Origin of the sequence: Comamonas piscis, assembly GCF_014109725.1 — a bacterium.
GTDB classification, from domain to species: Bacteria; Pseudomonadota; Gammaproteobacteria; order Burkholderiales; family Burkholderiaceae_C; genus Comamonas; species Comamonas piscis.
Genome location: NZ_CP058554.1, coordinates 2876007 through 2892966 on the forward strand (window position 1 = coordinate 2876007; position 16960 = coordinate 2892966).

The 16960-nt window shown below is 60.3% G+C and carries 17 protein-coding genes and 1 tRNA gene; 13 read left to right on the forward strand and 5 right to left on the reverse strand.

Annotated elements, in window-relative coordinates; all coding sequences use genetic code 11:
• Positions 1-91: 91 nt before the first annotated feature.
• Positions 92-1306: a bifunctional phosphopantothenoylcysteine decarboxylase/phosphopantothenate--cysteine ligase CoaBC gene (gene coaBC, locus HS961_RS12985; protein WP_182322572.1), complete on the forward strand. Its 1215-nt coding sequence runs from the start codon at positions 92-94 to the stop codon at positions 1304-1306.
• A gap of 29 nt (positions 1307-1335) precedes the next feature.
• Here the strand turns inward: coaBC and HS961_RS12990 are convergent, their stop codons facing one another.
• Together HS961_RS12990 and HS961_RS12995 are read right to left on the reverse strand one after the other, a co-directional pair.
• Positions 1336-1920 (reverse strand): peroxidase-related enzyme, encoded by a 585-nt coding sequence (locus HS961_RS12990; RefSeq protein WP_182322574.1) that lies wholly within the window; start codon positions 1918-1920, stop codon positions 1336-1338.
• A gap of 91 nt (positions 1921-2011) precedes the next feature.
• A complete protein-coding gene (locus HS961_RS12995; RefSeq protein WP_238347940.1) occupies positions 2012-2455 on the reverse strand; it encodes a DUF192 domain-containing protein in 444 nt (147 codons plus the stop codon).
• Between the two features lie 315 nt (positions 2456-2770).
• Here HS961_RS12995 and icd point away from each other — a divergent pair, with 315 nt between their 5' ends.
• The 9 genes from icd to HS961_RS13040 all read left to right on the forward strand — a co-directional run bounded on the left by icd (position 2771) and on the right by HS961_RS13040 (position 11451).
• On the forward strand, positions 2771-4039 hold the full coding sequence (gene icd / locus HS961_RS13000; protein ID WP_182322578.1) for an NADP-dependent isocitrate dehydrogenase: 1269 nt from the start codon (positions 2771-2773) through the stop codon (positions 4037-4039).
• A 57-nt stretch (positions 4040-4096) separates the two neighbouring features.
• Positions 4097-4741: a trimeric intracellular cation channel family protein gene (locus tag HS961_RS13005; protein ID WP_238347591.1), complete on the forward strand. Its 645-nt coding sequence runs from the start codon at positions 4097-4099 to the stop codon at positions 4739-4741.
• Positions 4742-4772: 31 nt separating this feature from the next.
• Positions 4773-5324, forward strand: coding sequence for a DUF1439 domain-containing protein (locus HS961_RS13010; RefSeq protein WP_182322580.1), 552 nt, complete (start codon positions 4773-4775; stop codon positions 5322-5324).
• A 120-nt stretch (positions 5325-5444) separates the two neighbouring features.
• On the forward strand, positions 5445-6449 hold the full coding sequence (locus HS961_RS13015) for a sulfate ABC transporter substrate-binding protein (RefSeq protein WP_182322582.1): 1005 nt from the start codon (positions 5445-5447) through the stop codon (positions 6447-6449).
• 72 nt (positions 6450-6521) lie between these two features.
• Positions 6522-7394, forward strand: coding sequence for a sulfate ABC transporter permease subunit CysT (gene cysT, locus HS961_RS13020; RefSeq protein WP_182322584.1), 873 nt, complete (start codon positions 6522-6524; stop codon positions 7392-7394).
• A gap of 12 nt (positions 7395-7406) precedes the next feature.
• Positions 7407-8372, forward strand: a complete 966-nt coding sequence (gene cysW / locus HS961_RS13025; protein WP_238347592.1) for a sulfate ABC transporter permease subunit CysW — start codon at positions 7407-7409, stop codon at positions 8370-8372.
• Between the two features lie 23 nt (positions 8373-8395).
• Positions 8396-9529 (forward strand): sulfate/molybdate ABC transporter ATP-binding protein, encoded by a 1134-nt coding sequence (locus HS961_RS13030; protein WP_182322588.1) that lies wholly within the window; start codon positions 8396-8398, stop codon positions 9527-9529.
• Positions 9530-9660: 131 nt separating this feature from the next.
• Entirely contained in the window at positions 9661-10158 is a 498-nt protein-coding gene (locus HS961_RS13035; RefSeq protein WP_238347593.1) for a disulfide bond formation protein B, read from the forward strand.
• A gap of 219 nt (positions 10159-10377) precedes the next feature.
• The gene (locus HS961_RS13040; protein WP_182322590.1) at positions 10378-11451 is read left to right on the forward strand and encodes an alcohol dehydrogenase; all 1074 of its coding nucleotides are present in this window, start codon (positions 10378-10380) and stop codon (positions 11449-11451) included.
• A gap of 94 nt (positions 11452-11545) precedes the next feature.
• Here HS961_RS13040 and HS961_RS13045 read toward each other — a convergent pair whose 3' ends face one another.
• Positions 11546-11866 carry an FHA domain-containing protein gene (locus HS961_RS13045; protein WP_182322592.1) on the reverse strand — a complete coding sequence of 107 codons (321 nt, stop codon included), beginning with the start codon at positions 11864-11866 and terminating at the stop codon, positions 11546-11548.
• Between the two features lie 573 nt (positions 11867-12439).
• On the opposite strand from HS961_RS13045, the gene HS961_RS13050 reads away from it, so the two are divergent.
• The 3 genes from HS961_RS13050 (at position 12440) to HS961_RS13060 (ending at position 13385) form a co-directional block, all read left to right on the forward strand.
• Positions 12440-12622, forward strand: a complete 183-nt coding sequence (locus tag HS961_RS13050) for a CsbD family protein (RefSeq protein WP_182322594.1) — start codon at positions 12440-12442, stop codon at positions 12620-12622.
• Between the two features lie 10 nt (positions 12623-12632).
• On the forward strand, positions 12633-13040 hold the full coding sequence (locus HS961_RS13055) for a PRC-barrel domain-containing protein (RefSeq protein WP_182322596.1): 408 nt from the start codon (positions 12633-12635) through the stop codon (positions 13038-13040).
• Between the two features lie 268 nt (positions 13041-13308).
• Positions 13309-13385 (forward strand) — tRNA-Arg (locus HS961_RS13060).
• Positions 13386-13780: 395 nt separating this feature from the next.
• Here HS961_RS13060 and HS961_RS13065 read toward each other — a convergent pair.
• Both HS961_RS13065 and HS961_RS13070 read right to left on the reverse strand, forming a co-directional pair.
• Positions 13781-15595 carry a M14 family metallopeptidase gene (locus tag HS961_RS13065; RefSeq protein ID WP_182322598.1) on the reverse strand — a complete coding sequence of 605 codons (1815 nt, stop codon included), beginning with the start codon at positions 15593-15595 and terminating at the stop codon, positions 13781-13783.
• 204 nt (positions 15596-15799) lie between these two features.
• A complete protein-coding gene (locus HS961_RS13070) occupies positions 15800-16900 on the reverse strand; it encodes an endonuclease/exonuclease/phosphatase family protein (protein ID WP_182322600.1) in 1101 nt (366 codons plus the stop codon).
• Positions 16901-16960 lie beyond the last annotated feature (60 nt).

The following is a 16960-nucleotide window of genomic DNA, read 5'->3' on the forward strand; positions in this document are numbered from 1 at the left end:
GCCGTATGGCGGCAGAGATAGCCGTTCTGGCACTGTTTGCTTGTCTGCTGCAGTGCAGCGGCAGCGGGCCTGCTCTGCTACATTGGCGGGCATGAACCAGCTCCACGGAAAACATATTGTCCTCGGCATGTCCGGCGGTGTTGCCGCCTTCAAGTCTGCCGAGCTGTGCCGCCGATTGACCAAGGCCGGTGCGACGGTGCAGGTCGTGATGACCGAATCTGCTACTCAGTTCATGACCCCGGTGACGATGCAGGCGCTGTCTAACCGCCCGGTCTATGTCTCGCAGTGGGATGCACGCGAGCCCAACAACATGCCGCACATCAACCTGAGCCGCGAGGCCGATGCGATTGTGGTGGCCCCTTGCAGTGCTGACTTTATCGCCCGCCTGGTGCAGGGCCGGGCCGATGAGCTGCTGAGCTTGTTGTGCCTGGCGCGGCCGATGGACAGCGTGCCGTTGATCCTGGCCCCGGCCATGAACCGCGAGATGTGGGCCCACCCCGCCACCCAGCGCAATCTGCGCCAGGTGCAGGCCGATGGTGCTGTGGTTCTGGGCGTTGGCAATGGTGACCAGGCCTGTGGCGAGACGGGGGACGGCCGCATGCTGGAAGCGGCCGAGATTGAGGAAGAGCTGCAGTATTTCTTCAGCGCCAAGGCGCTGGCGGGCAAAAAACTGCTGATTACCGCCGGCCCCACCTTCGAAGCGATTGACCCGGTGCGGGGCATCACCAATCTGTCGAGCGGCAAGATGGGCTTTGCGATTGCGCGTGCGGCGCAGGCAGCTGGCGCTGATGTCACCCTGATCGCTGGCCCCGTGCATGTGCCTACACCGCGTGGTGTGCGCCGCATTGATGTGCAATCGGCGCAAGATATGCTGCAAGCGGTAATGGGCAGCATTGAGGGAGCCGATATTTTTGTGGCCACCGCCGCAGTGGCCGACTGGCGCCCCGCCAGCGCGGCTGACCAGAAGATCAAGAAAGATGGCAGCGGCGCGGTTCCGCAGCTGGCCTTTGTTGAGAACCCGGACATTTTGGCCACGGTGGCCCAGCTACCGCGCGCTCAAAGCGGCGATCTGTACTGCGTTGGCTTTGCCGCAGAAAGTGAAAACCTGCTGGCCAATGCGGAGGCCAAGCGCCTGCGCAAGCAGATTCCCCTACTGGTCGGCAATATCGGCCCCGCGACCTTTGGCAAGGACGACAACGCCTTGCTGCTGGTGGATGCGCAAGGCCACCAGGAGCTGCCCCATGCCAGCAAGGCGGTATTGGGTGAGCAGCTAGTGGCGGAGATCGCCAAGCGCATGGCGCGCTAGGTGGACAAGGCGCGACGTTGTAGTCGCCCTCAAGCCTTGCTGCGGGGGATGCGACCCATCAGATAGAACTCCTCATTGGGCTGCATTCCGGCAAAGCTGGCCATGCGGTTGCTCAGGCCAAAAAATGCGGTGATGGCCGCGATGTCCCAGATATCTTCGTCATCAAAGCCATGGGCCTGCAAGGCCTCAAAATCCGCGTCATCCACTTCTTGCGAGCGGGTGCAGACCTTCATCGCAAAATCCAGCATCGCGCGCTGGCGTGCCGAGATATTCGCCTTGCGGTAGTTGACCGCCAGCTGGTCGGCCAGCATCGGCGCCTTGTCATAAATACGTACCAGCGCGCCATGGGCGACCACGCAGTACAGGCATTCGTTGTGGGCGCTGGTGACGGTGACGATCATCTCGCGCTCAGCCTTGCTGAGGCTGCTTTCCTCGCGCTCCATCAGCGCATCATGGTAGGCAAAGAAAGCGCGCCATTCGGCGGGGCGGCGCGCAAAGGCGAGGAAGACGTTGGGGATAAAGCCCGCCTTTTCCTGCACCTGGGCAATGCGTGCCTGGATGTCTTCGGGCAGGCTTTTCAGATCAGGCAAGGGGTAGCGCGCAGTTGCAGCCATGGTGTTGTCTCCACAGAGTTGTTCTGCGGACCATCATAGGGGCAAGCCCTGCGCTGGGCTTGCCTCTTGGTGACTGCTGGCCGAGTGGGCCTTAGGGCGCGGTAAAGGGCCGGCCGCGCAGTTGGGTGCCCGCTGCAATGCCTTTTTGCTTGAACCAGCCCTGGTTCATCTCCAGCACATAGCGCACGGGTTTGCTGGAGCAGTGCGAATCCTCGGTCATCGGCTGCATGTCGGCCAGGTTGACGATGGTCCCGTCGTCGCTGACAAAGGCGGCCGTCAGCGGCAGCAGGGTGTTCTTCATCCAGAAGCACTGGGTGCCGGGGCGGTCAAACACAAACAGCATGCCTTCGTTGGCCGGCATCTCCTTGCGGAACATCAGGCCGATTTCCTTCTCGCGTGCCGATTGCGCCACTTGCGCATGGATGCGGTGCATGCCGGCGCTCAGCTCAGTGCGGGCCAGCTGTGTTTGGGGCTCTCCGGCAGGCGCCGCTTTTTGGGCCGCAGCCGGCAAGGCAGCGGCCAGTGCGCAGGCCATGGCCGATCCGATGAGGCAGCGCTGAACGAGGCGGGGACGGCGGGTGGCCAAGGGGGTAGAAAACATGGTGGTCAAACTCTCACAAAGCAAAACAGCACGGACTGTGCAGCCGCAGCGCATGGCGCCATAGCCGGTTTTATACACCATGCCAGAGGCGGGGCGCTGACTTGGGTCTGGGCATCTGCTGTGTCCAGGTGTCGGCGATTGCGCTGTCCGGCCTGGCCGGCATTTGTCGATAGAATCGTTGGCGGTAACACATGCGCCTGGTGCCTGCTGTGGGGCTGGGCGAAGAATCAGATTGGGAGATTTGTGACGATGCGTGCTCAACATATCCAGCTGCCCGAGGGCGGACAGGCCATCACTGCCAACGCGGACCACAGCCTGTGCGTGCCCAACCAGCCGATCATCCCCTTCATCGAAGGCGACGGCGTGGGCCGCGACATCACGCCGGTGATGCGCAAGGTGGTAGATGCCGCGGTGGCCCAAGCCTATGGCGATACCCGTCGCATTGCCTGGATGGAAGTGTTTGCCGGTGACAAGGCGCTCGGCCTGTATGGCGACGGCCAAAGCCTGCCCCAGGAAACCATGGATGCCATCGGCCAGTACCTGGTCGCCATCAAAGGCCCGTTGAACACGCCGGTAGGCGGCGGTATCCGCTCCCTCAATGTCACCCTGCGCCAAACCTTGGACCTGTATGTTTGCCTGCGGCCGGTGCGCTACTTTGAAGGTGTGCCATCGCCGGTGCGCGAGCCGCACAAAACGCATATGGTGATCTTTCGCGAGAACTCCGAAGACATCTATGCCGGTATCGAGTTTGCAGCGGGCTCCGACATTGCGGTCAAGCTGATCGCCTTTTTGCAGCAGGAGATTGGCTCGCAAAAGATCCGTTTTCCGGACAGCTCGGGCATTGGCATCAAGCCCGTGTCGCGCGAAGGCACGGAGCGCCTGGTGCGCCAGGCCATTCAGTACGCCATCGACCACGACAAGCCCAGCGTGACCTTGGTGCACAAGGGCAACATCATGAAGTTCACCGAAGGCGCCTTCCGTGACTGGGGCTATGCGCTGGCGAAAAAAGAGTTTGCTGCCGAAGTGATCGATGGGGGACCCTGGCTGCGCCTCAAGAGCCCCAAGGATGGCTCCGAGATCATCATCAAGGATGTGATTGCTGATGCTTTCTTGCAGCAGGTGCTGCTGCGCCCGGCCGATTACTCGGTGATCGCCACCTTGAATTTGAATGGCGACTACATCTCGGATGCAGTCGCTGCCCAGGTGGGCGGTATCGGCATTGCGCCGGGTGCCAATCTGTCAGACAAGGTAGCGGTGTTTGAGGCCACGCATGGCACGGCGCCCAAGTATGCGGGCAAGGACTATGTGAATCCCGGCTCGCTGATCCTGTCGGCCGAGATGATGCTGCGCCACATTGGCTGGACTGAGGCGGCTGACCTGATCATTGCGGCGATGGAGGCCACCATTGCCTCCAAGCGCGTGACCTATGACTTTGCGCGGCTGATGGATGGCGCCACGCAGGTTAGCACTTCGCGCTTTGGCGATGAGATGATCAGCAATATGCAAGCTGCTGCCTGACCTTCCACCCGGCTGGGCTGCGCATGAAGCCGCATCCCCCCCCTTACCTTGTTGCCCATGGCCATGGACACACCGCACATCATCGACACCGCCCGCCAAGTGCTGGAGATTGCGGCGACGATTGCTTTTGCGCTGTCCGGGGTGATCAAGGCGGCGCACAAAAAGCTCGATGTCGTCGGTGTCTGCGTGGTGGCCTTTGTGGCCGCTTTTGGTGGTGGCACCTTGCGCGATCTGCTGCTGGACCAGCGGCCATTTTTCTGGGTACGGCAGGAGACCTTTGTCTGGGTGATCCTGGGCATCAGCCTGCTGGCCATTGTGTTTTTGCGACAACGCCACTTTGCTTTGACCGAGCGGGCCATGCTCTGGCCCGATATGCTCGGTCTGGGCCTTTTTGCCGCTGTGGGCGTGGATATGGCGGCAGAGCAGGGCCTGCCCGCACTCATCTGCGTGATGATGGGTGTGATCACTGGCGTGTTTGGCGGGGTGCTGCGCGATGTCATGTGTGGCGAGATTCCGCAGGCCTTCCGCGACCACCAGCCCTATGCGGTCTGCGCCTTTGTGGGTGGCTGGGTGGATTTGCTGCTGCGCAGCTCGCCGGTGCCCGAGATGGCACCGATGCTGGGCTGCGTATTGGTCACTGCTGGTTTGCGGGCCATTGCGCTGTGGCGCCATTGGCGGCTGCCGAGCTGGCGGGTGGATTAACCCAGGTTGAAGCTATAGGAGTTGTGCAGGCATGGGAAAAAAATTGACATGGTCACTGCTGGCGCTGCTGGCCTTGATAGGCGCTGGCGCCATCTGGTATCTGGCTGCCAAAACCTATGAGATCCGTATCAGCCAGGCGCAGCTGGAGCAAAAGCTGGCTGAGCGCTTGCCGCTGACCCAGCGCTATCCGTTGGTGTCCGTCACCCTGGCGCAGCCCCGGGTGCATTTGAACGAGGACAGCGAGCGGGTCGACTTTGGTCTTTACATGACGGTCAACACCAACACCAGTGGCAGCCAGCTGCTGGGCGCGCAGATCGATATGTCTTCCTCGCTGCGCTATGACGCCGAGCGTGGCGCGATCTTTCTGGACCAGCCTCTGATGGACAAGCTGGTGGTGCAGGGCCTGGATGAGCGGCGCACGGCGATGGCGCAGGTCGCGCTGGAAGCTGCGATGACCTCCTACCTGGCCCAGCAACCGATCTACACGCTCAATGCCGCGGATGCCCGCCAGCGTGTGGCTCGCATGACGGTGCGGGACATCAGGGTGGACAAGGGCGTGCTCGTCATCATTCTGGGCCTGTGATACCGCGCTGTTTTTCTTTATTCTAAAAACACCATAAATTAACAAAAATATATTCGTTTGAGTTTTAAGTACAAAAGTCCACAATTTGCTACATCACTTCATACGAACGGGTAGCAGAACATGAAATTCGGTGGATTCAAATCTTTGGTGGTGGCCGCAGCCTTGGTGGCCAGTGGTTCGGCGCTGGCACAAAACCAGTTGCTCAATGTCTCGTATGACGTGGCCCGTGAGTTCTACAAGGACTACAACACGGCCTTTATCGCCCACTACAAGAAGACCAAGGGCGTGGACATCAAGGTGGACCAGTCGCACGGCGGCTCCAGCGCCCAGGCGCGTGCCGTGTCTGAAGGTCTGGCCGCCGATGTGGTGACCTTCAACACCACCACCGATGTGGAGTTCCTGGCCGAAAAGGGCGTGGTAGCGAAGGACTGGGCCAAGAAGTTTCCCAACGACGCATCGCCCACTACGTCGACCATGCTGTTTCTGGTGCGCAATGGCAACCCCAAGGGCATCAAGGACTGGGATGACCTGATCAAGCCAGGTGTGCAGGTGGTGGTGGTGAACCCCAAACTGGGTGGCAATGGCCGCTACGCCTATCTGGCCGCCTGGGGCCAGGCACGTGAAAAGGGTGGCTCGGACGCTGACGCGCAGGCCTACATCAGCAAGCTTTACAAGAATGTGCCCGTGCTGGCCAAGGGCGGTCGCGATGCGACGGCCGCCTTCCTGCAACGCAATGTGGGCGATGTGCTGATCACTTTTGAATCGGAAGTGGTGTCGATCGACCGCGAGTTTGGCAAGGGCAAGGTCGATCCGGTCTACCCTTCGGTGAGCATCACCGCTGAAAACCCGGTGGCTGTGGTGGAACGCACCGTCGAGAAAAAGGGTACGGCCGAGCTGGCCAAGGCCTACCTGGACTTCCTCTACTCGGATGAGGGCCAGGAGATTGCTGCGAGCCACGCGATCCGCCCGCGCAGCGAAGCGGTGCTGAAAAAGCACGCCGATATTTTCAAACCGATCAAGCAGTTCACCGTAGGCAAGTACTTCGGCAGCCTGGGTGAGGCGCAGAAGACCCACTTTGGGGATGGCGGCTACTTCGACAAGCTGTTCACCGAACCCAAGAAGTGATGAGCCAGCAGCAGCGCCCGCCAGACGGGCGCTGACTGCGTATTTCCTGTAGATTTTTGCCGATCGGATTCCATGTCAGCTGCCATCACTGCCCCGGCCAAGGCCGTGCCCAGTGCCAAACGCCGCGGTGCCAAACGGGTACTGCCGGGCTTTGGACTCACCCTGGGTTACACGATTTTTTACCTCAGCATCATTGTGCTGATTCCCCTGGCTACCCTGCTGTTCAAAACCTTTGAGCTGACCTGGGACCAGTTCTGGACCACCATCTCCGCCCCCATTGCTGTGGCCGCCTACAAGGTCACTTTTGGCGCATCGCTGATCGCCGCGCTGGTGAACCTGGTGTTCGGCATGTTGATCGCCTGGGTGCTGGTGCGCTATACATTCCCGGGCAAAAAGATTGTCGATGCGCTGGTGGACTTGCCTTTTGCCTTGCCCACTGCTGTGGCCGGCATCTCGCTCACCGCCTTGCTGGCCGACAACGGCTGGATCGGTCAGCTGTTTGCGCCGCTGGGTATCCAGCTGGTGTTCAACCGCGTGGGTATCGTATTTGCGCTGATCTTTATCGGCCTGCCGTTTGTGGTGCGCACGGTGCAGCCGGTGCTGGAGGATTTCGAGCGTGAGCTGGAAGAAGCCGCTGGCAGCCTGGGTGCGTCGCGCTGGCAAACCTTCTACAAGGTGATTCTGCCGGCCATTGGCCCCGCACTGCTGACCGGCTTTGCGATGGCCTTTGCACGTGCGGTGGGTGAGTACGGTTCGGTGATCTTTGTCTCGAACAATATTCCGATGGAATCGCAGATCACGCCTTTCGTCATCATGGCCAAGCTGGAGCTGCATGACTATGCCGGCGCCACTGCCATTGCGATGGTGATGCTGGTGATTTCTTTTGTGCTCCTGCTGCTGATCAATGGCTTGCAAAGCTGGCAGCGCAAGCGTTCGGGGGCCTAAACCATGCCAACCATGTATCTTGTATTGATTGCCATCGTCGTGGTGGTATTGGGCACGGTGATTACGCGCTACCGCTATGTGGCCCGCCATGAGCCAGAAGAGCAGAGCACCGTGACGGAATCGCGCTGGGTGCGCTGGACGCTCACTGGTATTGCGCTGACCTTCATGCTGCTGTTCTTGCTGCTGCCGCTGCTGGCCGTGTTTGTCGAGGCGCTGCGCAAGGGCTGGGACACCTATGCGGCCGCGCTGACCGAGCCCGATGCCTGGTCGGCCATCAAGCTGACCTTGATCACCGCGCTGATTGCCGTGCCGCTGAACCTGGTGTTTGGCGTGGCTGCAGCCTGGGCGATTGCCAAGTTCGAGTTCAAGGGCAAGGCCTTGCTGACGTCGTTGGTGGATCTGCCGTTCTCGGTATCGCCCGTCGTGGCCGGTTTGACCTATGTGCTGCTGTTCGGTGCGAACGGCTGGTTTGGTTCCTGGCTGGAGGCCCATGACCTGAAGGTGATCTTTGCCGTGCCGGGCATTGTGCTGGCCACCGTGTTCGTGACCTTCCCCTTTATTGCCCGCGAGCTGATTCCGCTGATGCAGGCGCAAGGCAATGACGAGGAGCAGGCGGCCATTGTGCTGGGCGCCACTGGCTGGCAGACCTTCTGGCGAGTGACCCTGCCCAATATCAAATGGGGCCTGCTGTACGGCGTGATTCTGTGCAATGCGCGTGCCATGGGCGAGTTTGGAGCGGTGTCCGTGGTCTCGGGCAGCATCCGTGGCCAGACCAACACCATTCCGCTGCATGTCGAGATTTTGTATGCCGACTTCCAGTCGTCTGCTGCCTTTGCGGTGGCCTCCTTGCTGGCCTTGCTGGCGCTGGTAACCCTGGTGCTCAAGTCGATCGCCGAATGGCGCGCCGAAAAGGAGCACAAGCTGGCCGCTAACCTGCCCCCTGAGCGCCCTCGGGACGACAGCGCGGTTCCTGCATAAACACGGTATTTTCGAGGTCGGATATGAGCATTGAAATTCAAAATATCTCCAAGTCGTTTGGCAACTTTCAGGCGCTGAACAATGTCAACCTGGATATCAAATCGGGCGAATTGATTGCGCTGCTTGGCCCTTCTGGCTGCGGCAAAACCACCTTGCTCCGCATCATTGCGGGCCTGGAGTCTGCCGACCAAGGCACCATCCAGTTCAGCGGCGAAGACACCACCGATGTGCATGTGCGCAACCGCAATGTGGGCTTTGTGTTCCAGCACTACGCGCTGTTTCGCCATATGACGGTGTTCGAGAACGTGGCCTTTGGTCTGCGCATCAAACCCCGCAAGGAGCGGCCCAGCGAAGCCCAGATCCGCGAGAAGGTGATGAGCCTGCTCAAGCTGGTGCAGCTCGATTGGATTGCCGACCGCTACCCCTCACAACTGTCGGGCGGCCAGCGCCAGCGTATTGCGCTGGCCCGCGCGCTGGCGGTGGAGCCCAAGGTGCTGCTGCTCGACGAGCCCTTTGGCGCGCTCGATGCCAAGGTGCGCAAAGAGCTGCGCCGCTGGCTGCGCCGCCTGCACGATGAGCTGCATGTGACCAGCATCTTTGTGACCCATGACCAGGAAGAGGCGTTGGAAGTGGCCGACCGCGTGGTCGTCATCAACAAGGGCCAGATCGAGCAGGCCGGTACCCCACAGGAAGTGTGGGACAGCCCGGCCAGCCCCTTCGTTTATGGCTTCCTGGGCGATGTGAACCTGTTCCGTGGCCGAGCCAACGATGGCCATACCGTCGTGGCAGGGGGGGTGCAGATCGATTCGCCCGAGCTGGCATCCGCCAGCAATGCCCAGGCCTTGGCCTATGTTCGCCCCCACGAGTTGGAGGTGGAGCGCTATTCTCCCGGCCAGGAAAAGGATGCCGATGGCCGCCAGCGCGGCATTGTGGTGCAGCTTGAACGGGCGATTGTGGTCGGCCCCATCGCGCGTCTGGAACTTATTGCCATCGGTGGGCACCAAGCCCAGGGTGCCGAGGCTTCGGACAGCGATCAGCTCATTGAAGCGCAAATATCTGCGCAACAGTTCAAAGCCATGGGCCTGAAGGAAGGCGAGACGCTGGTGGTGACACCACGACAAGCCCGGGTTTTTCTCGACCAAGCGGCCAATATCTGAAGCTTGACGTTTTGCGCCTGCATCTGAAGCACAGAAATCCGGTTCCGCCTTGGCGGGGCCGGTTTTCTGGCTTTAGGACGAAGCAGGTGCGAACGCGTAAGATGGCGGGGTTGGCAGCATAAGGACATGACTTGAACTGGATTTGGAACGCACCGCGCCGCACCTTGGCGCTGATTTTTGTGGCCTGCGCGGCCATGATGGCCTTTGGCATGTACTTGCAGCATGTGGTAGGGCTGGAGCCTTGCCCGATGTGCATCGTGCAGCGCTACTGCCTGATTGCTGTTGGTGTGCTGGCGCTGCTGGGCAGCCTCAAGCCCTCTACTGCCGGCTGGTGGAAGAGTTTTGGCGGCCTGGCCTTGCTGTTTTCTGTCTTTGGCGCCTTCACCGCTGCACGCCAAACCTGGCTGCAATGGAACCCTCCAGAGTTCGCCACCTGCGGTCGCGATTTCTACGGCATGATCGAGAACTACCCGATCAGCCGCTCGCTGCCGATGATTTTCCGTGGCTCGGGCGATTGCACCGCCATTGACTGGACCTTCCTGGGCCTGTCGATTGCCAACTGGTCCTTTATCGCATTTGCGGTGTTCACGATTGTTCTGCTGCTGGCGCTGTTCAAAGCCAAGCGCTGAGCTTTTGCGATCTGCATACTGACGCCCCTTTCGAGGGGCGTTTTTTTATGGCTGCTTTGGAGTGAGGAGGGCTTGGCAGCCCTTTATCGCCAATGCGACTGGTGTGCGTAATAGCGAGCTTGTGCAGAAAAACGGCCGCACTAATATGCTGATCTGACAGGCATCGAGATGGGCCACAGCGCCCGGATCACAACAACCAACAAGCAACAAGGAGATCGCATGATCAGCTATGACGTCACAGGCTTTGGTGAACCCCTGGTGCGCAGCGAGCGCCCAACCCCGGTACCAACGGGAGACCAGGTGCTGGTGCGCATCGAGGCCGCCGGGGTGTGCCACTCAGACCTGCACATCTGGCATGGCGAGTACGACCTGGGCAATGGCAAAAAGCTGTCCATGGCCGACCGGGGCATGAAGCTGCCCTTGACCCTGGGTCATGAGATTGCTGGCGAGGTGGTGGCGATGGGGCCCGATGCCAAGGGTGTGGAGATCGGCAAGCGCTATGTCGTCTTCCCCTGGCATGGCTGCGGCGAATGCAAGATTTGCAAGCGCGGTGATGAGAACCTCTGCCTGGCCGGCAAATCGATGGGCGTGTACCAAAATGGCGGCTACGCCGACCATGTGCTGGTCAACCACGCCTATTACCTGGTGGACATTGGCGACATGCCTGCCGAGCGCGCAGCGCCTTATGCCTGCTCGGGGCTGACCACCTACAGCGCGATCAAGAAGATTGATTCCCAGGTGTTTAAGGACGAAAAGATTGTGTTGTTTGGCGCCGGCGGACTGGGCCTGATGGCCATCTTGCTGATGAAGGCCATGGGTGGCGCTGGTGTCGTGGTGGTCGAGCCCGATGCCAGTAAGCATGCCGCTGCGATGAATGCCGGCGCAGATGTGGTGATTGACCCCAAGTCGCCGGACTTTATCGCCCAGGTCAAGCAAGCCGCTGGCGGTGCTGTTTGGGCCATCATCGATTGCGTGGGCTCCAGCCAAACGGTGCAGCAAGGTATCGACATGCTGACCAAGGGCGGTCACCTTGTACAGATTGGTTTGTTTGGCGGCCATGTGGATCTGCCCACCCCCACGCATGCGATCCGCGCCATCACCTACCAAGGCACCTATGTCGGCAACCTGGGTGATCTGCGCGAGCTGATCGCGCTGGTGCGCGACAAGAAATTGAGTCCGGTACCGACCACCTGCATGCATTTCAGCAAGGCCTTTACCGCGCTGGTGGCGCTGGAGCAGGGCAAGGCCGTGGGTCGGCTGATGCTGACCCCCCACGAGGAGGCGGTGGCCTGAGTGCGTTGCTGCTGAATCCCGACGGCCACGGGCAAAGCACCGGCCATGCAAAAAGTCCGCAAATGCGGACTTTTTTTCGTGGGGTGGCAGGCAATCAGTCCTGTGTTTCCACGCTGGGCACCGAGCCTGATTTCACCACGATCTCGAAGCTGCCAACCGAGACCTGATCACCTGCATACAGCACCTGGCGCTTCACGCGACGGCCGTTAACAAAGATGCCATTGGTGCTGTCGTGGTCCTCCACCATCAACAAACCAATGTAGTAGTTGAAGGAGCCATGGTCGCGGCTGATGCTTGGGTCGCTCAGGAACAGACCGCTGCTCGGTCCTCGGCCAATAGCCGTGCATCCGCGCTCCAGCTGAATGGCGCGGGGAGGAGATTGCAGATCAGAGCGAACAAGGATTTCCGGCAACATGGTGAGCCCCTAGAGGAACTGGCTATTGAATGGTCTGGGTGGATTATGCGGCTATTATTCGCTCACAATTGATACACATTGCCAATCATTGTCATAGCGGCGCTTTATGCGCAAAAACTATGAAAAAAACCAAATAAAAACAAAGAATCTAAAAGACGGGTGGGCGATTGTAGGGGTTACTACGGATATGACGTTTAGAATTTTTGTCAATTCCCACTGTTTTACTCAGCAAGCACGATGCCCTTGCTGGGGCTTGATATGGGTCCCATCGTAGGTCGGTACGGTAGAGGCCATGCGCGGTGGCATACGGATGCCCCTATTTGCCGGGGGAAGCAATGCAGGCCAAAGAGATGCGTTGCACAGCCTGCCTAAGGGCTACAAGCGCTATCAGCGCCGGTCTCTGCATTGCTGTCCAAGCCGTTTCTCTGATGGCGGCAATTCCAAACGAACCATTGATTTGCTGTAAGCCTTTCCCCACCATTTAACAAGTACTGCACCTAGCTTTATCCATGCTTTGGCACGCTATCGTTGACCCATCCCAACGTTGCGTTGCAACACCACTGAAGGAAATGCATGAACAAAAATCAAGTCGCTGGTGCCGTAAAAGATGCTGCTGGCAAGGTTCAGCAAAAGGTCGGCGAAGCGGTGAACAGCCCGGAGCAGCAAGCCAAGGGCATCGCCAAGCAAGCAGAAGGCAAGACGCAAAAGGCGGCTGGCAATGTGCAAGAAGCCGTCAAAGACGCCGCCAAGAAATAAGGAGCCGACGATGAAATCCAAATCCATTCTGGCGCTTGGCGCCTTCGCCATCACGATCGCCGCAGGCTCCTCTTTCGCACAGACACCAGTTCCTGTTGCGGGTGGCGTAAGGCTCGGCGTTGAGCAGACGGAGATCCAGGCAGTGGCTACGGGCTGGAGCCTGAAGAAGTCGGTGCTGGGTAAAAGCGTCTACAACGAAGAAGGCAAGTCAGTCGGCAAGATTGATGATGTGATCGTTGCGCCCGACAAGGCGGTGTCCTATGCCATCATTGGCGCGGGCGGTTTCCTGGGTGTCGGCAAGCACGATGTCGCCATTCCTGTGGGTCAGTTCCGTGTGCAGAATGACAAGATCACCTTGCCGGGTGCTACCAAGGATGCCCTTAAGGCGCTGCCCAAGTTTGAGTACGCCAAGAAGTAATAACTGCTTGGCTGCACAGTCCTTAAGAGCCCCGCAAGGGGCTTTTTGCGTTGGATGCTGCTTTGCCATTTAGCTCCGTTCATTCCAAGCCAAGACAACAGCCGCCGCCCAAACTCCTTGAGCGCGCCTGTAGCGGGTTTGGGCGGATGATTCAGTGCATAATGGCGCCCAGTCATAAAAAAACAATAATGACCATTGCGGAGCGCTCCGCAAAATTGTCTGATTCCGGGTGAGCCATCAAGGCAAAAATCCTCAGAAAATCAAACATCTGCCCGTAGCTCAGTTGGATAGAGCAACAGCCTTCTAAGCTGTGGGTCACTGGTTCGATCCCAGTCGGGCAGGCCATCATCTCCAGCGGCAGGTTTCAGCATCAACCCTTGGGGCCCTCTGCAAGACTCCCTGCCGTGGTCTGAACGCGGTCTCGGGCGATCCGCTGCGTTATCTTCTTTGTCAATAACTACGGCTCTACTGCGAAAGACGCCTTGCGTCTCATCCCGATCCGCGCCCATCCCGCTGGGCGAGGGTTTCGCAGAGGATTCCTAGCGTCCCCATTTCTCAACGCCGATCACCCACCTTGGCCTGTCTGCTGCCACCCTGACGCGGCGCTTTCCCATGGCGGTGGCTGCCACGATGGCCGGAAAAAACGACGCCCGCAGTAAAAAATGCAGCGGGCGCTTTCCATTTTGGGGTTGCCATGCATCGTTCAGTGCAGGGCGCCCTGGGCAGAGGCAGAGCAGTGCTTATTCGGTCTCTTCGTAAACCAGCGAAGGGTTGTTCATCGACCGGGCCACATCGTTGAGGCTGGGGATGATGTGGTTAGCGAAGAAGCTGCTTTGGGTATCGGGCTCCAGCGCTGCGATGGCCACATTGGCCAGGGATTGGTTCAGCGGCACGTAGTAGCTGCCCTCAGGCACATCAATGGCGACGCGCTCCAGGCCGACCTTGACCCGTTCTACGCTTTGGTTTCCAGGGCCCAGAACATCGCTTTTGGCTGCACTGTTGCGCTCCAGCTCCTGGTAGGTGTCGGCCAGCAGATTGCCTGGCTCGGCCACGCGCAGCACCTGCAGGCCCAGCGCGCGAAGCTTGTCGACGGCGTCGGTGGCATTGCCGGCGAGCCAGTAGCCGCAAGGCCGGGCGCGTGTGGGGCCAGGGCTCAGCTTGACGGACGAATGCCAGTCCACTTCTTGCTGCATGTCTTCACCGGTTTGCGGGTCAATAAAAATTACGCGGCGCTTTTCAGTCGTCTGCTGGGCTTCCAGGCTGAACTCACCTCGGCAGGCCTGGGAGGCGATGTCCCGGTTCGCGTAGGTGCGCACCTGCTCAAGTTCCTTGGTGCGCTGGGCAGTGGTCTGCAGCGCGGAGGACAGCGCTACATATTGGCTATGCACACGGCGTTGGATATGCGCGCGGCCAATGCCGACACCACGTGTTTCGATCAGCATCGTGGCCGCGTTCTTGAGCGCGTTCACATTGCGCCCGGTGTCCGGGCGCACGCCGCCCATCGACAGCGACAGGTCCTGTGGGTTGCGGGTGGTGGTGTAGTACCAATTGGTGCTTTGCCCTTGCTCGGTCAGCGCCTTTTGCATGGGCAGCAAATACCATTCGGTCGAGGCCTTGGCAATGAACTCATGTACGTTGGCGGTGGTCGGCGTTTGCAGCAGTGCATCGTAGCGCTGTACGCCCTTGAACTTTTCCAGGTAGCGGCCAGCCACCGTGAACTCATGGGCATCCAAGACCGCCACGGGGCGGTAGTTGCGACTCAGCTTGGCCAAGGCCTGGGCTTCCGGTGTCTGCAGCAGCAGGTGGTCGCGGTTCATATCCAGGCCGTTGGCGGTGGTACGCCGGCCAGCGGCTGCGCCATCGGGGTTGGCGCGAGGCAGCACCAGCACATTGATCTTGTCCAGGACAGAGGCCAGCGGCCCTTGCTTCAGATCCTGGGCCAGCGCCAGCAGGGCTTCGCTGCCCGCCGGCTCATCGCCATGCTGCTGGCCGATGAGCAACACGGTAGGGCGCTGGCTTTGGTCCAGATCGTGCAGGCTGGTGCTGGCCGCGCGGGTCAGCAGCAGCGCCAAAATGGGCTGGCCTTCTTGCGAGGTGCCAGCAGTCACCAGCTCGGTCTTGGTGCCGGATGTGCCGGGTGTGGCCAGCTGGCGCAACCATTGGCCCAGCTCGGCATTGCTGGTGTAGGTGGTACGGCCTGCCGCTAGTCCGGGGGTGGTGTAGCTGCGCTCAGGGTCGGGAAATCGGGCCGCTACCTCGGCGCTCTCCTGCCAGCCGCTCAAAGGGCTGCCTTGCAGCGGCACCGATTCGACCGGAGTGGACACTACGCCGGAGTTGCTGACGCCGGGGATGTGCACGGGGCTGGGGCCGCTGGCGGGCCGGGTCGTCACCGTTCCGGGGGCCGGCTGGCCGGAGATCGGCGTGCTGTTCCAGCTGGGCAGCGGCGTGCTGGAGCAGGCTGTCAAGGCGAGTGCTGCCGCCATCACGGTCAGGCTGGTCCAGCCGGGTATCGGGCGCTGGGCAGATGGGGATACTGCGTCGTGTTTCATCATCATTGTTGTGCGTGACAAATCACGCCCCTCCTGAAAAATACGTTGCCATTATGCAAAGCTGTATGCAGCTTTTACGTAGGATGGGTGCGAAACAATAAGTTTCCGTGCGTAACCGACAGACGCTGTATCGGCAATGGTCTCGCGGTAGCGGCGCGGCCTGAGGGCTTCAACGCAAGCACCAGACTCCGGAATCGGGCGCTCAGGCTGTTAGGCGCCGCCCGTCGACTGCTCGAATGTACCAGCCGCATCCAGGTCAGCAGATAAATCCCCGATACCGGAGCCAGGGGCCGGGGCACGCATGCGCAGCAGGGCCCGCACAAAACCATGGTCTGAGCGGCTGCGGTCGCGGCCTTCATGCAGGTGGTCGTTGAAGTAATCGACCCGGCGCACATCGCCCACCGCATGGCGGCTGCGAGGGTCGAATTCCTCACTCACCAAAATCTGGTCAAGCACAGCGGGAGCGCCCTGGTGGATATGGGAGTAAGCCACATCTTTCTTGAGCGCCGCATCGCCCAGCAGATCGAAGGCATTGAACAGCGCGCGGTCCCGGGCCTTGCGGTCGTAAGCCACCTCGGAAGCGGCAGAAATCATCTGCGTGGTCACGCTGTCGGGCGTGTCGTTGAAATCGCCCATCACCACCAAGGGCATGCGGGTGTGGCGCAGCAAGTCAATCACCAGGCAGCGCAGCGCCGTCGCTTCTACGCCGCGCATGACCAGCGACCGCAATGAGGCCAGCGCGGCAATCTTGGGGTTGTCGCGGTCTTCCAGCGGATTGCCGGCGGCGTCCAGCAAGAACTTGGGGCGCTTGGATTTGAGGTGGCAGGTCAATACAGTCAGAATCTGGCCGCGTTTCATCTGCAGGGTCGCCACAAGCGGCGGTCGCTCGAAGCGGGTGTGGATGCCCAAGCCCGGTATGGGCTGGCCCAGACCAGCGGGAAAGTCGCTGAAAGAGCGGGTCGCCAGTACCTTGAGCCGAGTGGCCAATCCCACACGTGGCGTGCCCATCGCCCCCGGGCGGCCCTCGGTATTTTCCGCACCCGGCACGCTGGCAAAGTGGTAGTGCAGGCCGCTGGCGGCGAGCGCATCCATCAGTGCGGCTTGGTCCCAGACCTCTTGCACGGCCAAGATATCCGCATTGAGCGCTTGAAACCGGCCCCCCAGCCACTGGATCTTGCGCGTGTACTGGGCTTGGGTGTACGGCGTTTGGTTGGCATAGAACTCCCGCTCTGGCAGCGCCAGGTTCAGTAGGTTGCACGTGGCAACGGTGAGGGTGTCTGGCGCCAACGCAGGCGACGGGGAAGGAGTCATAGAAAAAGGCCGCATAAGAATCTCATTCAGATGCGGCCTTACCCTAGCGGAAACGGGCTT